The 21,772-nt window shown below is 54.9% G+C and carries 18 protein-coding genes; 9 read left to right on the top strand and 9 right to left on the bottom strand.

The features are described 5' to 3' along the window. Positions 1–2: 2 nt before the first annotated feature. The gene (tilS, locus tag RHH27_RS00855; protein WP_302678600.1) at positions 3–1,037 is read left to right on the top strand and encodes a tRNA lysidine(34) synthetase TilS; all 1,035 of its coding nucleotides are present in this window, start codon (positions 3–5) and stop codon (positions 1,035–1,037) included. On the opposite strand, the gene RHH27_RS00850 is transcribed toward tilS, so the two are convergent. From RHH27_RS00850 to RHH27_RS00840, 3 genes are all read right to left on the bottom strand, one after another. Next, positions 958–3,393, bottom strand: a complete 2,436-nt coding sequence (locus tag RHH27_RS00850; protein WP_302678599.1) for a DNA topoisomerase (ATP-hydrolyzing) subunit A — start codon at positions 3,391–3,393, stop codon at positions 958–960. The two genes, tilS and RHH27_RS00850, sit on opposite strands and share 80 nt — an antisense overlap. Positions 3,394–3,456: 63 nt before the next feature. Further along, positions 3,457–6,591 (bottom strand): efflux RND transporter permease subunit, encoded by a 3,135-nt coding sequence (locus RHH27_RS00845; protein ID WP_302678598.1) that lies wholly within the window; start codon positions 6,589–6,591, stop codon positions 3,457–3,459. Positions 6,592–6,597: 6 nt separating this feature from the next. Further along, positions 6,598–7,806, bottom strand: coding sequence for an efflux RND transporter periplasmic adaptor subunit (locus RHH27_RS00840; RefSeq protein WP_206200649.1), 1,209 nt, complete (start codon positions 7,804–7,806; stop codon positions 6,598–6,600). A gap of 277 nt (positions 7,807–8,083) precedes the next feature. On the opposite strand from RHH27_RS00840, the gene infC reads away from it, so the two are divergent. Both infC and RHH27_RS00830 read left to right on the top strand, forming a co-directional pair. Continuing rightward, positions 8,084–8,578, top strand: coding sequence for a translation initiation factor IF-3 (gene infC / locus RHH27_RS00835; protein WP_225901679.1), 495 nt, complete (start codon positions 8,084–8,086; stop codon positions 8,576–8,578). Positions 8,579–8,595: 17 nt separating this feature from the next. Next, on the top strand, positions 8,596–9,339 hold the full coding sequence (locus RHH27_RS00830) for a M50 family metallopeptidase (RefSeq protein WP_302677006.1): 744 nt from the start codon (positions 8,596–8,598) through the stop codon (positions 9,337–9,339). Here RHH27_RS00830 and RHH27_RS00825 read toward each other — a convergent pair. The 5 genes from RHH27_RS00825 to RHH27_RS00805 all read right to left on the bottom strand — a co-directional run bounded on the left by RHH27_RS00825 (position 9,332) and on the right by RHH27_RS00805 (position 15,991). Then, on the bottom strand, positions 9,332–10,234 hold the full coding sequence (locus tag RHH27_RS00825) for a tRNA (5-methylaminomethyl-2-thiouridine)(34)-methyltransferase MnmD (protein WP_206200647.1): 903 nt from the start codon (positions 10,232–10,234) through the stop codon (positions 9,332–9,334). The genes RHH27_RS00830 and RHH27_RS00825 overlap by 8 nt on opposite strands. Next, positions 10,234–10,887 (bottom strand): FHA domain-containing protein, encoded by a 654-nt coding sequence (locus RHH27_RS00820; RefSeq protein ID WP_302678597.1) that lies wholly within the window; start codon positions 10,885–10,887, stop codon positions 10,234–10,236. The genes RHH27_RS00825 and RHH27_RS00820 overlap by 1 nt, the downstream gene beginning before the upstream one ends. Before the next feature lie 276 nt (positions 10,888–11,163). Next, positions 11,164–13,500 (bottom strand): NAD-binding protein, encoded by a 2,337-nt coding sequence (locus RHH27_RS00815; RefSeq protein ID WP_302678596.1) that lies wholly within the window; start codon positions 13,498–13,500, stop codon positions 11,164–11,166. Between the two features lie 6 nt (positions 13,501–13,506). After that, the gene (gene cobW, locus RHH27_RS00810) at positions 13,507–14,523 is read right to left on the bottom strand and encodes a cobalamin biosynthesis protein CobW (RefSeq protein ID WP_302678595.1); all 1,017 of its coding nucleotides are present in this window, start codon (positions 14,521–14,523) and stop codon (positions 13,507–13,509) included. Positions 14,524–14,527: 4 nt separating this feature from the next. Further along, complete coding sequence (locus tag RHH27_RS00805) at positions 14,528–15,991, bottom strand: FAD-linked oxidase C-terminal domain-containing protein (protein ID WP_302678594.1); 1,464 nt, start codon at positions 15,989–15,991, stop codon at positions 14,528–14,530. A 187-nt stretch (positions 15,992–16,178) separates the two neighbouring features. Between RHH27_RS00805 and RHH27_RS00800 the strand changes: the two genes are divergently transcribed. From RHH27_RS00800 to RHH27_RS00790, 3 genes are all read left to right on the top strand, one after another. After that, positions 16,179–16,877: an MBL fold metallo-hydrolase gene (locus tag RHH27_RS00800; RefSeq protein WP_024124642.1), complete on the top strand. Its 699-nt coding sequence runs from the start codon at positions 16,179–16,181 to the stop codon at positions 16,875–16,877. 63 nt (positions 16,878–16,940) lie between these two features. Further along, positions 16,941–17,483 carry a rhodanese-like domain-containing protein gene (locus RHH27_RS00795; RefSeq protein ID WP_206200642.1) on the top strand — a complete coding sequence of 181 codons (543 nt, stop codon included), beginning with the start codon at positions 16,941–16,943 and terminating at the stop codon, positions 17,481–17,483. A gap of 3 nt (positions 17,484–17,486) precedes the next feature. Beyond that, positions 17,487–18,374: a sulfite exporter TauE/SafE family protein gene (locus RHH27_RS00790; protein ID WP_302678593.1), complete on the top strand. Its 888-nt coding sequence runs from the start codon at positions 17,487–17,489 to the stop codon at positions 18,372–18,374. Here the strand turns inward: RHH27_RS00790 and rbfA are convergent. Next, the gene (gene rbfA, locus RHH27_RS00785; protein ID WP_149820016.1) at positions 18,371–18,757 is read right to left on the bottom strand and encodes a 30S ribosome-binding factor RbfA; all 387 of its coding nucleotides are present in this window, start codon (positions 18,755–18,757) and stop codon (positions 18,371–18,373) included. The genes RHH27_RS00790 and rbfA overlap by 4 nt on opposite strands. Here rbfA and RHH27_RS00780 point away from each other — a divergent pair. From RHH27_RS00780 to psbC, 3 genes are all read left to right on the top strand, one after another. Continuing rightward, positions 18,756–18,890, top strand: coding sequence for a hypothetical protein (locus RHH27_RS00780; RefSeq protein WP_302678592.1), 135 nt, complete (start codon positions 18,756–18,758; stop codon positions 18,888–18,890). The genes rbfA and RHH27_RS00780 overlap by 2 nt on opposite strands. Positions 18,891–19,291: 401 nt before the next feature. Further along, a complete protein-coding gene (psbD, locus tag RHH27_RS00775; RefSeq protein WP_206199695.1) occupies positions 19,292–20,350 on the top strand; it encodes a photosystem II D2 protein (photosystem q(a) protein) in 1,059 nt (352 codons plus the stop codon). Then, complete coding sequence (psbC, locus tag RHH27_RS00770; RefSeq protein ID WP_190278038.1) at positions 20,334–21,719, top strand: photosystem II reaction center protein CP43; 1,386 nt, start codon at positions 20,334–20,336, stop codon at positions 21,717–21,719. The genes psbD and psbC overlap by 17 nt, the downstream gene beginning before the upstream one ends. The last annotated feature ends 53 nt before the right edge of the window (positions 21,720–21,772 follow it).

Here is a 21,772-nt window from a genome sequence, read left to right as displayed (position 1 = left end):
CCGTGTGGGGCATCTACCACGCCCGCCTGCATACCACCTTAAAAACCCAACAATGGCTCCCTAGGGGGGCACGAATTCTGATTGCTCTATCGGGGGGGCAAGATTCCGTTTGTTTAACGCGCCTGCTATTGGATCTACAGCCCTACTGGCAGTGGTTTTTGGCGGCTGTCCACTGTGATCACCGCTGGCGGGCAGATAGCGCTGCCAATGCAAATTTTGTCCAAGCGCTAGCGCAGCAATGGCATCTACCCTGTGAGGTGGTGAGTGCGCCGCCGCTGCCGAAAACTGAGGCCGCAGCCCGTTCATGGCGTTACCAAGTCTTTGAGACCGTGGCCAAGGCGTTGGATTGCACCCATGTGGTGACCGCCCACACCCAGAGCGATCGCGCCGAAAGTCTCCTACTACATCTACTGCGCGGCACCAGCCCCGATGGCCTAGCCACCCTCTTACCTAGCCGTGCTTTGGGTGCGATTCAGTTAGTACGTCCACTCCTAGGGATGACGCGAGCGGAAACGGCTACCTTTTGCCAAACCTACGGGTTACCCGTCTGGCAGGATGCAACGAACCACCATCTCAACTATCGCCGCAATCGGCTGCGTTTGGAGTTAATTCCCTATCTGCAAGCGCACTTTAATCCGAATGTGGAAGAGGTGCTTGCCCAAACCGCTGAACTGCTGGCTAGCGATCGCGCCTATTTCGAGGCTGAGGTGGAGCGTCTTGCCCCCACCGTGATCCGCGAGCATCCCCCTGCCTTGGAGCGGCTGCGCCTACGGGAATTGCCCCTTGCGCTGCAACGCCGCTTGATCCAGCGATTTTTGCGTCAGCACCTGAAACGGGGCATTGATTTCAGCCTGATTGAAGCGGTGCGTCCTCTGATCACGGCAGGTAATGGCAGCCAAACCTCAACGCTGCCGGGGGGGTACCACCTGCGGGTCTGTGGTCAGTGGCTTGAACTGATCAGGCCAACGGCACCACCGCCTGAATCTGTTCCTGCGGATCAAGGGGAGCGATCGCCACCCCTACCGCCTCTTTATTGAGGATGGGGATCTCCTCGCCGTTGGTGATCCAGGCTCGCTCTTGGTTCGTCACCAGTGCCAGGGGGCTACCGCCACGGCCAATGCCCGCCAAGCGATCCGCTTTTTGCCGCAGAGGCATCGCCAACTGGCCTAAATGACCAAGGGGCACAACTTCCATTAGGGGCAGCGGCACTTGTTTACCAAGGCCTGAAGTGGTAACGAGGATCACATTCTCCAGTTCCGACAGGGCGATCGCCCCCACCAAGGTTTCTTGCCCACTGAGGCGCACCGCCGCTTGACCTGGATTCAGCCGCCCTAAAGCGGGAATGTCGGGGATGAAAAAGTGAAAGACCCGCCCCCGCGAGGTGGCCAACACTAAGTGATCCGTATCCGCAGGCAGTACCCAACCGAGGGCATCCCCCGCCTTGAGTTTCATCAGTTGCAGACCCCGCCCGCTCAGGTCTTGCAGATCTGAGATTGGAATGACCTTAGTGCGGCCTTGGCGCGTCAGCAAAATCAGCTTCTCTGCTGGGGGTTGACTGGGCACGACCGTCAGGAGGGTTTCCCCTTGCGCCGACTCCGGCAAGAGGGTCAGCAGCGGTTGCCCGCGATCGCTCTCACGGCGGCTGGTAACGGGTAATCGCTCTACGGGCAATGGATACACCTTGCCACTTTCCGTAAACACCCACAGGCGATCGCTAGCCTGTACCGAGAAGGCCAAAGGCAATGGCTCTGACCACGGTAGCCACGTTTGCCACTGGAGACTCCCCCGACTGCCCTGGGACAGACAGCGCCCGTAACCGCGATGATTCACTTCGACCCAGAGGGGCGTATCGTCACGATCATTGGTCTCCACGGCGGTGGGGGGCGGCGGCGCTGCCGTGAGGATTTGAGTGCGGCGGGGATCGGCAAAGGCTTTCTTTAACTGCCGCAATTCTTTCTTCAGTGCCTTGAGGCGCTCAGGACGCTGGCTAATCAGGGTTGCCAACTGGGCAATCCGCGCTTGTAGCTCCGCCTGTTCCCGTTCTAGGTCTTGGCGCTCCTGTTGAGTGAGGCGGCGTAGGGGCATGGCAATCAGGGCACTGGCTTGGCGATCGCTCAAACCCAAGCGGGTCATCAATTCCCGCTGAGCAGTACTGCCATCCGCTGCCGATCGCAAAATCTCAATCACCTGATCCACGGCATTGAGGCCGATTAAGAGTCCCGTCACCACATGCTGGCGGGCTTGAGCCGTTTCGAGATCATGGCGATATTGCCGTAGCAGGGTCTGCTCGCGAAATTGCAGAAACTCACTGAGAATCTCCTTAAGGGAGAGTTGGCGGGGTTGATTGCCCACCAGTGCCATCAAGTTGATGCCATAGGTTACTTGTAGGGCCGTCAGGCGGTAGAGTTGCTCCAAGAGTTGTGCCGCTGAGGCATCCCGCTTCAGTTCAATGACCACCCGCAGCCCCTCGCGATCGCTTTCGTCCCGCAGATCGGCAATGCCCTCAAGGCGACCTTGATTCACCAAATCCGCCACCTTCTCAATCCATGCCGCCTTATTCACCTGATAGGGTAGCTCTGTCACCACAATGGCTTGGCGACGGTGGCGGCCGCGTCCGGGCTGAATATCCTCAAGGGTGGCCACCCCCCGCAGGGTGATCGTCCCTCGACCCGTGGCGTAGGCGCGCAGCAATGCTGCCCCATCCACAATCACACCCCCCGTGGGAAAGTCCGGTCCCGGCAGGTGGGTGAGCAGTTCCTCTAGGGAGAGATGGGGACGGTCAATAAGCGCAATCAGAGCATCCACCACTTCCCCCAGATTGTGGGGTGGAATGTTTGTGGCCATGCCCACAGCAATTCCCGTTGCGCCATTCAACAGCAAAATCGGCAGTTGCGCCGGCAGCACCAATGGCTCCTCTTGGGAACTGTCAAAGTTGGGGACAAAATCCACAATGGCGTCGCTGATATTCTCCAGTAGCGTGCGGTGGGCGATCGCTGCCAAGCGCGTTTCCGTGTAGCGCATTGCCGCCGCAGGATCATCATCAATGGAGCCAAAATTGCCATGCCCTGCCAAGAGGGGATAGCGACTGCTAAAGGGCTGCACCAAGCGCACCAGTGCCTCATAGACCGCTTGATCCCCATGGGGGTGATATTTCCCCAGCACATCCCCCACCACCCGTGCACACTTGCGAAAGGGGCGATCGGGCGTCAACCCCAACTCATACATGGCATAGAGAATCCGCCGATGCACTGGTTTTAGCCCATCCCGCACATCTGGTAGTGCCCGCCCCACAATCACACTCATGGCGTACTCCAGATAGGAGCGTTGCATTTCACTGTGCAGTGGTGTTGGGATCACCTGTCCAGAGGTCAGCAAATCCAGTTGTTTGGGCATGATCACCAACGAGCGAAAGGATCATTCCCCACAATACAAGCGTTTTGCGAATTGTAAAGTAAGTTAAGACTCCGTTGGGGTTGCTTCCTCAAGCTTCTCCTTGGTCAGCCGCGCCACTAGTTCCTTAATGAGGATGTAAATGATCGGCACCACAAAGAAACTGAGAAATGTGGCTGCAAGCATGCCGCCTGTGACACTTGTTCCCAAGGAGTGACGGGATTTTGCCCCAGCACCCGTAGCAATGACCAGCGGGAAGATGCCCAGAATAAAGGAGATGGCCGTCATCAAAATGGGGCGCAGCCGTTCCTCGGCGGCATAGATCACCGACTTGACAATGGACGTGCCCTTGCTTTCGCGAATTTGGTTGGCAAACTCCACAATCAGAATTGCATTCTTACTGGCGAGGCCAATCAGCATCACCAAACCAATTTGGCAAAATACATCATTACTCAGCCCCCGCAACCACTGTGCCAACAAAGCGCCCATGATCGCCAAAGGCACCGAAAGGATAATGATCAAGGGGTCAATATAGCTTTCGTACTGCGCCGAGAGCACGAGGAACACAAACACGAGACCAAGGCCAAAAATCAACGGTGCTTGGCCTGCGGAGCGGGTGGACTCTAGGGATAACCCCGTCCAGCTATAGCCGATGCCATTGGGGAGAACCTCCTGAGCCAAGGATGCCATTGTCATCATCGCTTGACTATCACTGAGGGGTGGCACATTTTGACCAGTCACCTCCGCCGAACGGAACAAGTTATGGTGATAAATAATCGGCGGTGCCGAGACCTGTTCAATCGTGACGAGATTACTGAGGGGAATGAGCGCATTTTGCTCCGAGCGTACATAGATGCGGTTGATGTCATCGGGATTCGCGCGAAACTGCTTATCCGCCTGCACAATCACTTGGTAACTGCGGGCAAAAATCGTGAATTGGTTAACGTATAACGACCCCAAGTAAATCTGCATGGCATTAAAAATGTCCTTGAGGGGAATCCCCAAGGCAAGGGCGCGGGTGCGATCGACCGTTACATTTAACTGGGGAGCGTTGATGGCAAAGGGGGTATTCACTGACACAAGGCCGGGGGTTGCATTGGCTTTGAGGATTAGCTCGTTCACTGAACTCGCAAGGGCTTCAAGGCCGAGACCCTGCTGATCCATCACCTGCATATCAAAGCCGCCAAGGCCGCTGCCACCAAGGTTAATGGTCGGCACATTGGATGAAAACACCACTGCTCCGAGTTCACCCACGACGGCCTTCTGAAACTGGGGCAGCAACTGATCAAGGGTTGGCCGCTGTGACCAGGGCTTGAGACTCGTAAAGATAATCCCCTTGTCTGAACCTATGCCGAAGAAGCTAAAACCGCCAATGGCAAAGGTATGTTCGACCACTGGATTTTGGGCGATCGCGTCCGCTGCTTTGAAGACAATATTGCTCGTGTATTCGAGGGACACCCCCTGAGGCGATTGCACAAGGGTAACAAAATAACCTTGATCCTCTTCGGGGACAAAGCCACCGGGGACAATCTGAAACAGCCCGTAGGTCACCCCCAGCAGTGCCACAAAGCCTGCCAGCACCCAGTATTTTAGGCGCACGACCACAGTCAGGTTGCGTTCATAGCCCCGCCGCATTGTATCGAGAAAGCGGTTAATCCAGCGAAACAAAATAAAGTTCGCCATCGGGGGGCGTTCCCGCCGCAGGAGCAGGGCGCACAAAGGGGGAGAGAGGGTTAAAGCATTAAACGTAGAAAGGGCGATCGCAAAAACAATCGTCAAAGCAAACTGCTGATAGAGCCGCCCAGTGACCCCCGGAAAAAAGGCCACAGGGATAAAGACCGCCATCATTACCAACGAGGTGGCAATCAGTGCCCCTGTCACTTCCTCCATCGAGCGACTGGCAGCTTCTTGGGGGGTCATGCCCTCGTCTTCCATGAGACGGGTGACATTTTCCACGACCACAATGGCATCATCCACCACCAGCCCCGTGGCCAACACGAGACCAAACATGGTCAAGCTATTGATTGAGAAGTCAAAAGCCTTCATAAAGGCAAAGGTGCCCACCAAGGAAACGGGAATCGTGATCGAGGGAATGATCGTGGCACGCCAATCCTGCAAGAACAAAAAGATCACGGCAATGACAAGGATGATGGCCACAATGAGTGTAATGACCACCTCTTTGATTGATTCCTGTACCGCATCCGTGGTGCTAAATCCCACGCTCCACTTCAGACCGGGGGGAAATTTCTCAGCTAAAACAGCCATCTCCGCTTCGACAGCGCGGGCAATGTCGAGGGCATTAGCACCACTGAGTTGATAGATACCAATCCCAACGGCGTCACGGCCATCAAACTGAAAGTTGGTGTTGTAGTTTTGTGCTCCTAGCTCGGTGCGACCGACATCGCGAATGCGAATCACAGAACCATCGTCGCCGCGCTGAATAATAATGTCGGCAAACTCTTCTTCTGAGGCCAAGCGACTTTGGGCTTGAATGGAAATTTGAAACTCCTGTCCCTCTGGTGCTGGGGGGGCACCAATAATCCCGGCTCCCACCTGGACATTTTGATCGGAGAGGGCACGCACCACATCCTGAGCCGTCAGACCGCGACTGGCTAAGCGATTGGGATCAAGCCAAATCCGCATGGCATAGGTGCGTTGACCAAAGACCTGAACCTGCCCTACCCCGTTCAGACGTTGCAGGGGTTGCACCACGTAGAGGGTCGCGTAGTTACTAATGAATGTGGCGTCGTAGTTGTATCCCTCCTCTGGGTATAGGGCTAAGGCCAAAACAATCTGATTTGTGGATTTGCTGACATTTACCCCAGTGTTGATGACCTCTGGTGGCAGTTGGGAGGTGACTGATGCCACTAAGTTATTCACATCCACCGCTGCAATGTTTTGGTCATAGCCCTCAGTGAAGGTGATCGTGATATTGCTGTTGCCAAAGCTGTCACTGGTGGAGTCAATGTAATCCATCCCCTCCACGCCATTAATTTGCGTTTCTAAGATCGTGGTGACATTCGTTTCAACGGTTTCAGCGTTGGCACCTGCATAGTTGGCAGACACCTGAATTGTTGGCGGTGTAACGTTAGGGTAATACTCAATGGGCAGCGTTGGCAGCGCGATCGTCCCCACCAAAATAATCAGCAGAGAACAAACCGTGGCAAAAACCGGGCGCTTAATAAAAAAATCGCTAATCATGCTCTTTTAGGACTCAGGAGTAATGGGCACACCATCGCGCAAGCGCTGAATTCCCGAGACAACAATTTGCTCTCCCGGTTTGAGGCCTTCAAAAACTTGATATCTATTTCCTTGGATTGCCCCCACTTGAATGGGCTTTTGTTTGGCAATCATTTTGCCCTCGGCGTCTTTTTCGGCCACAAAGACAAAGTTTTGCCCGGCAAGATTGGATACCGCCGTGGTCGGCACCAAAATCCCCGGTTGCTGATCGAGAATAATGCGGGCTTGAATTTGTTGATCGGCACGGAGATTATTCCGCGTATTGTCGTAGAGCGCTTTCACTAAAATGGTTTGGGTATTGTTTGTGGTATTGGGGGCAATGAAAAAGACAGAACTCGTACCGACGGCATTGCCATTCATGTCTATTAATTCCACCGGCGTCCCCATCCGAATGCGGGGGATTTGCTCAATGGGCACTTGGATATAGACTTCTAGGGGTTGATTTGAGGTCAGGGTAAGGAGGTCGGTTTGGGGCGTTACAAAATCGCCCACTTTGGGGGGAATATTGCCGACAACACCACTAAAGGGAGCACGCACCTGAAACCAATTCAGGACAACGGCCTGCTGCTGGGCATTGGCTTGGGCAGCCAAGAGAGCTTTTTCTAACTGGGCAATGGTAGCCTGTTGGGCACGAATATCCGCCTCGGTTTGTTGGAGTGCTGCTTGGGCAGTGCGAAAGCTGGTGATGAAGGATTGCGCTTGTTCTTTGGAAACAGCCCCTTCTTCAAAGAGTGCTGTATAGCGTTGCGCTTGAATCCGATTGAACTCTACGGTGGCCAGATTGGAGCGGCGCTGGGCTTCAAGGGCGCGGAGGATCGAGCGGGCATTCTCTACATTGGCTTGGGCAGATTGAATTGCGGCTAAATTGCTGGCCACAACGGCTTGCTGTTCTGAGGGGTCAATAAGAATGAGGGGCTGGCCTTGAGTGACAAACTGGCCGTTTTGAACATTGATTTGGGCGATTCGACCCGAAACTTGGGGTTGTAGCGTGATCGACTCACGGGATTGCAAAGAGGCATTGTAAACAGCGGTTTGCGAAAGGGTTTCCGTTTGAACCGCCGCAAGTTTCACCCGTGCCGCTGGTGGGGGAGCCGTTGCCTTTGGTTGGCCACAGGCGGTAGCAAGGAAGCAAAGACTGCCTAGGAGAGCTGACGTGAACAGTTGCCGTTGCACCATACCTCAGACCTTACAATGTCACCCAGAGTGGGCAATAAACATCCTCAGTCTAGCCTAGAGGCCCCTATGGCGAGTGCTGCTTTAATAATTAGTTTCTGTGTATCTAGGCGAAATCGAGAATAGCTCCTATTGGCAATCCTCCGCTAAGATGTAGAGCAAGGGGCAGGGGGTCATTGCTGGCTCACCTTAGAGCCTAGGACAGTCCTTGCACCAACCTTTATCAACGACAGTACAGGTACCAGTGGCTCTTACCAAGAAAACACAGCAAGAACAACCCATGATTAATGAGCGCATCCGTTTTCCTCGGGTGCGGGTGGTGGATAGTGATGGTTCCCAATTGGGGATTATGTCGTCCCAAGAGGCGATCGCGATCGCCCGTGAAAAGGAACTTGACCTTGTTCTCGTCAGTGACAAGGCAGATCCCCCCGTTTGCAAAATTATTGACTACGGCAAGTTTCGCTTTGAGCAGGAGAAGAAGGCGCGGGAAGCCCGCAAAAAGCAGCACACCTCCGATGTCAAAGAGGTGAAGATGCGCTACAAAATCGAAGAACACGATTACAACGTTTGCATCAACCGCGCCGAGCGTTTCCTTAAGGCTGGAGACAAGGTGAAGGCCACTGTGACCTTTCGCGGGCGGGAAATTCAACACGCCCACCTAGCCGAAGAACTCCTCAACCGTATGGCCAATGACCTGCAAGCGGTGGCCGAAGTGCAGCAGGCACCCAAGCAAGAGGGGCGCAATATGATCATGTTTTTGGCACCGAAGCGGTAATCCATGCTGGGGAGCGTATGTTTGGCTATCGTCCAGACCCCAAATCCACGCCGCTGGATATTTCAGACCCTGAGAAACCTCGTTCGGCACTGCTGCTAGCGATCGCCGCCCTTGTCACGATTCTTCTTTGGCAGATTCCCTTGGGGAACTATCTGCTGTATCCCTTTACAATCTTGGCCACATGGTTCCACGAGATGGGGCATGGCCTCACGGCGATTCTGTTGGGGGGCTACTTTCGCGAATTAGTCATCTATCCCAGTGGTTCAGGATTTGCGCGCTACGGGGGCGAGGTGCTGCTGGGCAATTTGGGACATGGCTTAGTCGCCATTGGCGGACCTCTAGGACCCGCGATCGCTGGCAGTGTCTTTATTTTGTCGAGCCGCTCTCATCGCGCCACAGATATTTGCCTCAAAGCCCTAGGAATCATTATTCTCGCCTCAGTGCTGCTGTGGGTGCGATCGCTCTTTGGCATTGTCTTCATGACATTGGTGGGGATTGCCATTCTGCTGGTGGCCTATCGCGGCAATCGCTGGCTCAAGGGGATTTCGATTCAATTCCTTGGGGTGCAAGCCTGTATTAGCACATTTCAGCAGGTGGACTACCTCTTTACCTATGCCATGCCGGGGGGGCAGCTTTCCGATACAGGGCTTCTCCAACGGTACCTCTGGCTCCCCTATTGGCTGTGGGGGGCGCTGATTTCTGTGATGACCTTGGGGTTGCTGCTGTGGAGTCTCAAGGTGGCCTATACCCGCCCTAAGTAATGCCCCAGCGGTGTCGCCAACGACTGGTGGATTCACGGTTAGCGGTTTGTTGCTCCGCTTGGCGGCGCGATCGAATCATCTCCGCACTATCCCGCAGGTGCGGATCGCGGTAGGGAATACCCGCGCGGGTTTGCAAATGTTCCTGCTCCATCAGCGACAGCGGAATAAGCTGATCGGCTTGCCAGCGAGCCACGGTGCCCTGTGCCCACTCATGACTCTGCTGGGGGGCAACAAGTGGTAGCGTTCCAAGGTGTAAACCCGCCGCCTGCAAAGCGGCACGAACGGCAGCAGCACGACAATAGGTGGCCAAATGCCCCGTTGGTGCCAGACACTGAGCCACCAGACGCAGAAATTCCACTGTCCAGAGTTGCGGACAGCGCTGGGGTGAAAAGGGATCAAGAAAAATGGCATCTGCTTGGAATCCTTGGCGAACAAGCTCTTGAATGGTTTGGCGAGCATCCCCAATTAAAAGCTGTGCCTCACAGTGGGGGGTGCTCACCTGCTGTTGCTGAGCGAGTCCTTCAAGAATCGTTTGAACCGATGCTGGCCAAGGGGGCATGACTGCTAAGGCTGCTTGGGGAACGCCCAGATCCAGTTCTAAGCCAATAACTGTAACTTGACAGGTGGGATTGTGCTGCCAAATCACCTCTAACGCAGCGGCGGTGTTGTAACCCAAACCATAGCAGATGTCCAAAAGGCGCAGATGAGACGCTTGGGCTTTGCGGGGCAAATCGGTGGCGATCGCGAACTTTTCAAAGGCTTCTTGACGCGCTCCCCCAAGGCTATGGAACGTTTCCTGAAATTCTGGCGAAAAAAACGTAAAAGAGCCATCCGCCGTTGGTTGCGGCTGCCAGATTGAGTTCAGGGCAGGAGCTAAGTTTTGGGAATAGGCCATCACTGCATTTGCGTGGGAGTTTCCGATTGGGGGGCAGGTGGTCGATTGATGATCACAACGCCAATTCCCGCGATCAAAAGAACAACGACGATCCCACCAACAATCAGTAACCAAGGGGGAGAGGATTTAGGGGCGGGTGCTGACGCTGGGGTAGCATTGGCTGGCAGCGATGGGGGCGTGGCATTAAATTCCGTTTCTTCTTCTGATTTTTTATCGTCTGCACCTTCCTCAGCTTGGGTAATCGTTGAGGTCATGGGCACGGCCTTAATGCTGTGATAGTTAACGCTCTTCAAATACTTAATAAACTCCGCCTCCCCCATGGACACAGTAGCATAGTGCGCCTTGACAGAACCGCCAAAGTTAATCTCATCTCCATCTTTTAGCTCATGGCTTTGCACCCGCTGGCCATTCACTAGGATACCGTTGGCACTGGGCCTACCCTCAGCATTGCCATCCACGACGCGGTAGCGATAGCCATTTGGTGAAGGAATCCGCAGCAGCAGCGCGTGTTGCCGTGAGACACCGTGACCATGAATCACGATCGCATTGGTGACATCGCGGCCAATGGAGTAGGTTGCCGCCTCCAAAGGGATCGTGCGCTTACCCGTTTCGTCCTCAATGTTGAGTAGATGGTGCTGACGGTTACCACTCATGGGAACAACTTAGATTAATTGACGATTGTTAATCAATATCTTAGCCTGAGGGCTAGAATTCCCAAAGATACTACAAAAGCTAAGGGCAACGATCATCCCCTATCAATAAGAGGCTCAGAAACTAGAACCTACGGTGTGGCATTAACGCCGCTGTGCCAATGGTTGTGCCTTCAAGATAGAGGGGCTGACGGCGCATAGTGTCCTAACCAACACAACAAACGCATGAGCCCTCCCCCATGGCATCGGTTGGGGTGAAAAGGTGAAGCCGATTTTCACCTACGCAGTTTCCTGATCCACTAAGGGAAAGAGGCGCACGGGGGCGAGGGCTTGCAGTTGTTGACCGAGGCGAAAGGCTTGGGGTTCATAAAGTCCAAGAGTCAGTGTCGCAGGCAGTTGCTGGATAAAGGTGCGCGATCGCGGCAGGGGCAGACCCGTAATCTTGGTGATCAGATTGCCAATTTCTAGGGCAGCTTCCGCGTTGCGAGGATGACCGACCCAAAGCCGCCAGAGACGGCGGGGCGCCATTTTGCCCTGTTCAATGCGCCGTAGGCCATCAATGGTTGCTAAAACAATCAGGCGATCGCCCACCGTGAGTTGCAGCGTATCACTGGGCAAAAACTGATGACTGATCTCACCGCCGAGAAACTGCTCATGGCGATTGTAGAAAATGGGGATGACTGCATAACCATAGGCCACCTCACCAATCAACTTGCCCTCAAGGGTGTCGCCGGCAGTAACGGTGTAATCGGCAATCAGTACCGTCTGCTGGTCAATTTGAAACAGACCCAACATTGTTTCGCCAAAGGCGGCACCGGCAAAGGCCTCAGCAGCAAGGGCATAGGCACAGAGGGGGCGGGCACGTGGTAGGAGATCCCGCAGATCATTAGTGAGGCTGGGATCATAGATGCCAATGACCAACCCAATGGGGGATTCCCGCTGCTCCGTGGCTTGACGAGCAATGAGGGCTGCCTCTAGGTTCAACATTTCATCGGCAGTGGTGAGAACCACACTTTTGGCGGTCTCCAAATGGGCTTGGGGGAGCTTTTCTGGAATGTTGCCAAGGAGCATGGGCAGGTCTTCAAAAAGCTGAGTTTGCTCTGGGTTGTCCACCAGTAGCACAAGGGGTTGACGGAAGGCACGTAGGATTTGCACCACCTGTTGACCAATGCGATCTAAGCCAACAACAATCACGTGATCCGCCGTGGGCAGGGGGGGACGTTTCTTGAGAAAGTCAAACCGCGCTTGCAGCAGCTTTTCCGCCAAAAGTCCCAAGACACCGACAATAAAGAGGAGGCTGACGATCGCCACCAAAATACAGACCACCAGCAGCCAAGGGGGAATCGGATCGTTTTCTAGCCCGCCAAAAACATCGCCAAAGCCCCCCAAAAGGAGAATAAACCCGGCAGCAAAGGCTTTTTGCCATGTGAGTTCGGGGACGTTGTAGCGCAGCAAGATCGCGGTCACAAGCCACAGACCACTGCCCATCCAAAGGCCATTGAAGATCAACTCACGAGAGCGATCGCCATGGAGCCACTGCCAGAATTGTTCTACCTGCTCAGGCAGTTGGCGCACCTGCTGAATGCGGCGCTGGATGGGATTGGGGTCAGGGATGGGCAAGGATTTCACCACTTCTACCCGTTCAATCCAAATCGGGCGATCGCCCACCGCAAAGCACAAATCCGGCGGCCAATGGTTAAAGAGGCGGTGGGGGCGCGTTGGCTGGAAGATTGAGGATTGGGCATGGCACGAGCGCACACTAATGAGGCGTTGGTGACGGCGTTGCCAGCGATGGACAGGGGTACCCACCAGCGGACTGTCGGCGGTGATGGGTTGTTGAAAGACGCGAAACTGCTGCCCCTCAATCGTAAACGCAGCAAGGATATTTTCCTCAAGGGCTGCAAGGGCGAAGGCAGGAGCTGGTAGTTCGGTAGGATTGAGCGCCACAAAGCTCCCTAGTTTTTTCTCTAGGAGGGCATTGAGATTATCGCGACTAGAGCGCACCACAAGATGGACATCGGGATTTAAGCGCCGAGCCACAATCGCCGTCGCAATATTGGTGGCCTCATCACTGGTCACCGCCAGTAAGGTACGACAGCGATCAATCCCAGCCACTTTCAGAACCGCCTCCTGCCGGCAATCACCGATGATCACAGGTTCACTGAGCAACTCCGTCAACTGCGGAATTTCCCACTCAATGTTGGCGTGGCGTTCAATGGCACGAATCTCTAGAGCCAAATGCTCACCGGCAAAGCGGCGCAGACTTTGGATACAAAATTGCCCTAAACTGCCAAGGCCGCAGATAATAAAGCGATCGCCCGCAGTCGTTTCACCTATTTGAGTGGCCTGCGGTGTGGCTGAGGCAACAGACCAAGATGTCCACCAGTAGGGAAACGGTTGACGAGGCTCAGCAGCAAAAATCAGAACACTACCCCGTTGCCACTGCTGCCAAAGGGTCTTGCCCCACCTAGATAGGCGATCTAAATCTGTTGGCTCTAAAGTGGTCGATTCAACCCAGATGCTGAGGTGGCGATCGCCGATATCAATGAACCACGTTGCCCTGCTACCCAACAGTTGGCGCAGTTGGCGGTCAATGATGTCCTGAAGGCTGGCCATAGCTTCCTAGGCAAAATGGGACAGCAGCTCCTGTTGATCCAACTGACGACCAATCACCACCACACGGGTTTGGCGTGGCTCTGCCACTTGCCACAGGCGATCGTAAAACAAGTCTAACCGTTGACCCACCCCTTGCACCACCAGACGCATGGGTTTGCCCTCAATGGCCGCAAATCCCTTAATGCGGTAAATGTCAGGTACTTGCAGCAAGCGCTCGAGGGATTGCCGCAGGCGCTGAAGATCGCAACTGCCCATCTCTAAACAAATGGCTTGAATCTCTGCATCGTGCTCGTGATCCTCCTCAAAATCATGGTGACTGGGTCGCTGCCCCAAGTCTTCCTCCACCGCTGCATTAAATCCCAGCAGCAGATCCGCCGGCACCTGTCCTTGGTGAGCCGCCAGCAGCTTAATCCGTGGGGGCAATTGAGTGCGCAGTTCAGCGATGAGCAGCTCTACCTGATCGGGAGTCAGTTGATCCGCCTTGCTGAGGATGACCAAGTCGGCACAGGCCAGTTGATCGTTAAAGAGTTCCTCAAGGGGGGTGTCCTCATGCGCCAAGCTAGGATCGGCTGCCTTTTGGGCAAAGAGCGCCTCCAGATCAGCACTCACTTGACCGGCTGCCAAGGCAACGCCATCTACCACTGTCACCACTCCATCGACGGTTGCGGCATGGCGCACCTGCGGCCAACGAAAAGCCATCACGAGCGGCTTGGGTAAGGCGAGTCCAGAGGTTTCAATGACAATGTGATCAATCTCCTGCCGTTGTGCCAAGAGGGTTTGCATGGTGGGCAAAAATTCCTCCTGCACTGTGCAACAGAGGCACCCATTGGTGAGTTCCCAGATGCCCGCTGTGCGATCGCAACAGGACTGCAAAAGTTCGCCATCAATACCGACATCACCAAATTCATTCACAATCACGGCAATGCGCCTGCCCGCTGCATTCTGAAGCAACTGCCGAATTAGGGTGGTTTTACCGCTCCCTAGAAAACCCGTGATAATCGTGACTGGAATTTTTGCACTCATTTTGCTAAAAGGCCTCAATACCGGCAAAATCTTGAAGTTGATGGGCGGCTTCGCCACAGGTTCGGGGTGTGGGAAACACCTTTTCGGGGTTGGCAAGGCGTTTGGGATCAAAAGCGGAGCGCACCTGCTGCATCGTTTCTAAATCTGCTGGGCTAAACATCTCACCCATGAAACAGGCCTTATCGCTACCAATCCCGTGTTCACCGGAAATGCTGCCCCCCAAGCGCACACAGAGCTTGAGGATTTCACCGCCTAGAGCCTCCACCTCGGCAAGGGCGCCCGGCACTGCCTGATCGTAGAGAATCAAGGGATGCAGATTGCCATCCCCAGCGTGGAAAACATTGGCAATGCGATAGCCACTGCGCTGACTCAGTTGTTCAATTTCCTTGAGGACGGTGGCCAGTTGACTGCGAGGAATCACCCCATCTTGGACAAAATAATTAGGACTGAGGCGACCCGCAGCCGCAAAAGCCGCTTTGCGACCCTTCCAAAGGCGGAGGCGATCTTCAGCTTCTGTAGCAACCGTTACATGGCGTGCTCCCTGTTCATAGCAAATGCGTGTGACGCGCTCCTGCAAAATGGGCACTTCGGCATCTAGGCCATCCACTTCCACTAGGAGTACGGCGCCAGCATCGCGGGGGTAGCAATTGGTGGCCACCACATCCTCAACGGCATTGATACTGAGGTTGTCCATGATTTCCATGCCAGCGGGAATAATCCCCGCCCGAATAATCGCGGAAACCGTTTCTCCCGCTGCTTCAATCGTGGTGAAGTCCGCCAATAGCACGGCGATCGCCTCCGCCTGTTTGAGAATCCGCAGCCGAATTTCTGTGGCAATTCCCAGCGTCCCTTCGGAGCCAACAAAGACACCCATGAGATCGTAGCCGGGCATTTCTGGGGCCGCACCCCCCAGTTCAACAATCTCACCATTGGGCAACACCACCGTCAGTCCCAGCACATGATTCGTGGTCACGCCATACTTCAGGCAGTGGACGCCCCCAGAGTTTTCAGCGACATTGCCGCCAATGGAACAAATAATTTGACTGGAGGGATCCGGGGCATAGTAAAAGCCCTGATCGGCAACGGCTTGCGTTACCCAAGCATTGATTACCCCTGGCTGCACAACCACCTGCTGGTTGGCCAGATCAATCTCTAGAATCTGGTTCATGCGGGAGGTGACGACGAGAATCCCCTCGGTGTGGGGTAAGGCTCCCCCCGATAGCCCCGTCCCTGAACCGCGGGCAACAAAGGGAATACGGTAGCGATCGCACACCTTGAGGATGGCAGAGACTTGGGCAGTGGTTTGCGGTAGCACGACCAGTTTGGGTCGTTGCCGATACATGGATAGCCCATCGCACTCATACACAAGGGCTTTTGCTGCATCACTGATGACGCTCCCCTTGCCGACAATGGCTGCTAGCTCCTCTGTGACCCGCTGCCAAGGGGTAATTTGCTGTAGTGTGGACATCCCCAGTGCTCTAAACCGCCTTCTCCTATCGTAAATGGGTCTGTTGCCTCAGGAATGGGACTAGGGGGCATTTGACATTTATTTACTAGATAGTTATAAAATTATATTTAGATTGACTAGGCTAAAGTCGTCACCGTTTTAAGTCTGCACGATTCCCCTCACGCGATACCCCATAAAGGAGTCCGTTATGCTGTTTCGCCAACTTTTTGACTACGACACTTGGACCTATTCTTACCTGATTGCCGATGAAGCCACGGGTGAGGCCGCCTTGGTGGATAGCGTCCTTGAACAGGTGGATCGGGATGTGCAGTTAATTGAGCAATTGGGGTTGAAACTGCGCTACTGCCTCGAAACCCATGTCCACGCCGACCACATTACCGGGGCGGGCAAAGTCCGCGAACGCACAGGCTGCAAAACCCTTGTGCCCGAAAATGCCCATGTGGACTGCGCCGATGGCTATATTAAAGACGGTGAAGTGATTCACGTCGGTAGCATTCCGATTCAGGCGATCGCCACCTTGGGGCACACCGATAGCCACATGGCCTTCCTCGTGAATGGTACCCACCTGCTGACGGGGGATTCCCTGTTTATCCGTGGCTGTGGGCGCACTGATTTCCAAAGTGGCGATGCAGGCGCAATGTACGATGCGGTAACACAGCGGCTCTTTACGCTCCCAGACACCACATTGGTCTATCCCGGCCATGACTATCGCGGTCACACCGTTTCCACCATTGGTGAAGAAAAACGCTTTAATCCCCGCTTTGTCGGTCGCGATCGCCAGCAGTTCATTGAGTTCATGGCCAACCTGAACCTGCCGGATCCCAAGAAAATTATGGAAGCGGTGCCCGCTAACCAACAGTGTGGCATGGTTGCCGCCGCCGTCTAGTCCTTTGACCCCTGATCGCCCCTGTCTAGCCAACCCTGAGTAACCACTGGAGAACCAACGACGATGACCACAGCAACGACTGAGTCTCCCCTCATTTCTGCGGCTCAACTGCACGCTGCCCTGCAACGCCAGCAGGTACTGCTCATTGATGTGCGGGAGCCAAGCGAATACAACAATGCCCACATTCCGGGAGCGCTGCTCTGTCCTTTGGCCAATGTGAAGGAACTTGAACCCGCCTGTAATTCTGACACCCCGGTGGTGCTCTACTGTGAATCTGGCCGGCGATCGCGCATGGCCTGCGAAATCCTTGCCCAGCGGGGGTTCGCAAATCTGAAAAACCTTGAAGGGGGCATTCAACGCTGGAAACAGGGGGGCTATCCGATCACGGGTGCGGTTAGTGCGCCCATCAGCCTGATGCGGCAGGTGCAAATTGTGGCCGGCAGTCTGATTCTCACGGGAGTGATCTTGGGCTTTACCGTCAATCCGGGATTCTTCTTCCTGTCGGGCTTTGTCGGTGCCGGTTTGGTCTTTGCCGGTGTCACCGGTACCTGTGCCCTAGCGCGGGTTTTGGCACTGCTGCCCTTCAATCGCCCACAGGTGAAATAACCCATGCTGAGCTACTGGATAGGGCATGGGCTGGCGATCGCCATCGGCTTGAGTCTGGGTCTATTGGGGGGCGGCGGTTCTGTCCTTGCCCTGCCAGTGCTGGTCTATGTCATGGGCATTGAAACCAAGGTCGCGATCCCGATGACGCTTGTGATTGTCGGCAGCGTCAGTTTACTGGCAGTCATTCCCCAGTGGCGGCGCGGCTACGTTAATTTGCGTCTGGCACTGATTTTTGGTTCGGCAACCATGATGGGTGCCTATCTTGGGGCACGACTGGCAGCCTTGCCTTGGATTACCGATACGGTGCAACTCTTACTTTTTGCCGTTGCTATGATGGTGGCGGCTATTTTAATGATTCGGCGGCAACAGCGTCCCCCTGCCCCTGAACTCACCCCGCCGGAACGTTCCCTTGAGAGCCAGCTCTATGCTCCTCCAGTCTGTAAGTACTGTTGGCTGTGGCTACCCACCGAAGGCATTGGTGTGGGTATTCTGACGGGGTTGGTGGGAGTGGGTGGGGGCTTTGCCATTGTGCCTGCCCTTGTTTTATTGGGCAAAATTCCAATGCGGCAGGCGATCGGCACCTCACTGCTGATTATCACCGCCAATTCCGTGGCTGCGGTTTGGGGCTATCTGGGCACGGTTAGCTTGGATCCCCACTTAACCCTGACCCTCACCTTAGCCGCCGCTAGCGGTTCTGTTATCGGTAGCTATCTCAGTCACGGCATTTCTGCCAAGCGACTTCAGCAGGGCTTTGGTTACTTCTTAATTGGCATTGCGGCCTTTGTGATCCTGAAAACCCTACTGGCACCTCCCCAGCGCAGCAAAAGCTCCTCCCTACCGCCGAGGCACTACCTTACTGCATCGGTTCCCGCAAGACCAAGCCGCACCTAAGACGCTGTTTCAGGAGTCTCTGCAGCACTCTGCTGTTGCCCAATTTGATTCAGTAGCGAAAGAACGCGACTGCCCCGTTCCAGCGATCGATCCTCAATAAAGACGACCTCCGGTGTCCGCCGCAGGCGAATGCGCTGCCCCAATTCCCGTCGCACAAAGCCTGAAGCCGCTTTCAAGCCGGCCATGGTTGAGCGCCGTACCTCATCGGTGCTGTAGATACTGACGAAGATCTTGGCGTGCTGCAAATCACCGGAAACTTCCACATCGGTGACACTGACCATGCCCGCCCCCACGCGCTCATCGCGGATTTCATACATTAACAACTGGCTCACTTCCCGTTTGATTAATTCTGCTACCCGTGCCACCCGTCGTTCGGTCGCCATGGCGGGCCTCCTTTTCTCGGTTGTTGGCAAAGACTATCCTGCACGTCTCCTATCTTATCAAGACAGCTATCCCTCTGTTTCTGGCGGGTGGGCGATCGCCCAAGACTTTTATGGCAGCAACCGCTGGCAGTAGTGTTACAAAAGTTAACATTTCTTGCTGACGTTCTCTGCCAGTTGAGGCCTGAATTTCTTGCTCTCTTGCCAGATTGCGACCCCTGCTCAAAAATGAGAAAGCTGAGAAGCTAGGCAACAATCACCTTGATATTTCGTAAGAATTCCGCTATCACGTTAATATAGTTCTCCCGCAGCAAATGCTGATGGGAAGCTTAACCTACCCTTGGTGAACGCCAACAGCAACTAGGTAAAACCACCTACTAGCTCAAGCGTTAGCGAGGGATGGGTTTCTTAATTTATGAAGCCAAATTAACAGGATGCTGGAGCGATCGCTCCTAAGTTTTAGAGAGCCGATCACGCCCTACCAGCAACTGTAAGGTTCTAAATCTGGCATCTATATCTGCAAGAGGATTTAATTCCATGACGATCGCAATTGGACGAGCGCCAGCAGAACGGGGATGGTTTGACATCCTCGACGACTGGCTCAAGCGTGACAGATTTGTCTTTGTCGGCTGGTCAGGCATCCTGCTGTTTCCCTGCGCCTACCTTGCCCTCGGGGGCTGGCTGACCGGTACCACCTTTGTGACCTCTTGGTACACCCACGGCCTCGCCTCCAGCTACCTCGAAGGCTGCAACTTCCTCACCGTTGCCGTTTCCACCCCCGCCAACAGCATGGGGCACTCCCTCCTGCTCCTCTGGGGTCCCGAAGCCCAAGGGGACTTCACCCGCTGGTGCCAACTGGGCGGTCTGTGGACCTTTATCGCCCTCCACGGCGCCTTTGGCCTCATTGGCTTCATGCTGCGGCAATTTGAAATTGCTCGCTTGGTGGGCATCCGTCCCTACAACGCCATTGCCTTCAGTGCCCCCATTGCCGTTTTTGTCAGCGTCTTCTTGATGTATCCCTTGGGGCAATCCAGTTGGTTCTTTGCCCCCAGCTTTGGCGTGGCTGCCATCTTCCGCTTCCTGCTGTTCTTCCAAGGGTTCCACAACTGGACTTTGAACCCCTTCCACATGATGGGGGTGGCCGGTGTGCTCGGCGGTGCCCTGTTGTGTGCCATCCACGGTGCCACAGTGGAGAACACCCTCTTCCAAGATGGCGAAGGCGCCAGCACCTTCCGTGCCTTTAGCCCCACCCAATCGGAAGAGACCTACTCGATGGTGACGGCCAACCGGTTCTGGAGCCAAATTTTTGGCATTGCCTTCTCGAACAAGCGCTGGTTGCACTTTTTCATGTTGTTTGTGCCCGTGACGGGGCTGTGGATGAGTGCGATTGGCGTGGTGGGTCTGGCGTTGAACCTGCGGTCTTACGACTTTATTTCGCAGGAGATTCGGGCAGCGGAAGACCCTGAGTTTGAGACCTTCTACACCAAGAACCTGCTCTTGAACGAGGGCATTCGCGCTTGGATGGCGCCCCAAGACCAACCCCATGAAAACTTTGTCTTCCCAGAAGAGGTACTCCCCCGTGGTAACGCTCTCTAGTAACTCGATTTTTGCCACCAATCGCGACCAAGAATCCTCCGGTTTCGCGTGGTGGGCCGGTAATGCTCGTCTGATTAATCTCTCCGGCAAACTCTTGGGTGCTCACGTCGCCCACGCTGGCCTGATCGTTTTCTGGGCCGGTGCCATGACCCTGTTCGAGTTGGCTCACTTCATTCCTGAGAAGCCAATGTACGAGCAAGGGCTGATCCTCATTCCCCACATTGCCACCCTTGGTTGGGGCGTTGGCCCTGGGGGTGAAGTCGTGGACACCTTCCCCTTCTTTGTGGTCGGGGTGGTGCACCTGATTTCCTCTGCTGTTCTCGGCTTTGGTGGGGTTTACCATGCCATTCGTGGCCCTGAAACCCTTGAGGAATACTCCTCCTTCTTTGGCTACGACTGGAAAGATAAAAACAAAATGACGACGATCCTCGGTTTCCACCTGATCGTCCTCGGTATTGGTGCCCTGCTGTTGGTGGCCAAAGCCATGTTCTTTGGTGGCCTCTATGACACTTGGGCACCCGGCGGTGGCGATGTCCGCGTCATTACCAACCCCACCCTTGACCCCACGGTGATCTTTGGCTACCTGCTGAAGTCTCCCTTTGGCGGTGAGGGCTGGATCGTCAGCGTCAACAACCTTGAGGACGTTGTCGGTGGTCACATTTGGATCGGTTTGATCTGCATTGCTGGTGGTATCTGGCACATTCTGACGACGCCCTTTGGTTGGGCACGCCGTGCCTTTATCTGGTCTGGGGAAGCCTATCTGTCCTATAGCTTGGGCGCCCTGTCCATGATGGGCTTCATTGCCACCTGCTTTGTCTGGTTCAACAACACGGTCTATCCCAGTGAATTCTATGGTCCTACGGGTCCAGAGGCCTCTCAGGCTCAGGCAATGACGTTCTTGATCCGTGACCAAAAATTGGGTGCGAACGTCGGTTCGGCTCAAGGCCCCACTGGTCTTGGTAAATACCTGATGCGCTCTCCTACGGGTGAAATCATCTTCGGTGGTGAAACAATGCGCTTCTGGGATTTCCGTGGTCCTTGGTTGGAGCCGTTGCGCGGTCCCAATGGTCTTGACCTCAACAAGATCAAAAATGACATTCAGCCTTGGCAAGAGCGTCGTGCCGCTGAGTACATGACCCATGCCCCTCTGGGTTCTTTGAACTCCGTGGGTGGTGTGGCCACCGAAATCAACTCGGTGAACTTCGTGTCACCCCGCTCTTGGCTGGCTACGTCCCACTTTGTCTTGGCCTTCTTCTTCCTAGTGGGTCACCTGTGGCATGCTGGTCGTGCCCGTGCGGCGGCGGCTGGTTTCGAGAAGGGGATTGACCGTGAGTCTGAACCCGTACTCTCGATGCCGAGCCTTGATTAGAGTCACTGACTTCATCTAACCAAACTCAATCGTCCTTGGCTCCCATCTACGGA

The sequence above is a fragment of the Thermosynechococcus sp. PP555 genome, from assembly GCF_031583225.1.
GTDB lineage: Bacteria > Cyanobacteriota > Cyanobacteriia > Thermosynechococcales > Thermosynechococcaceae > Thermosynechococcus.
This window is presented reverse-complemented; position numbering and strand designations above follow the sequence as displayed.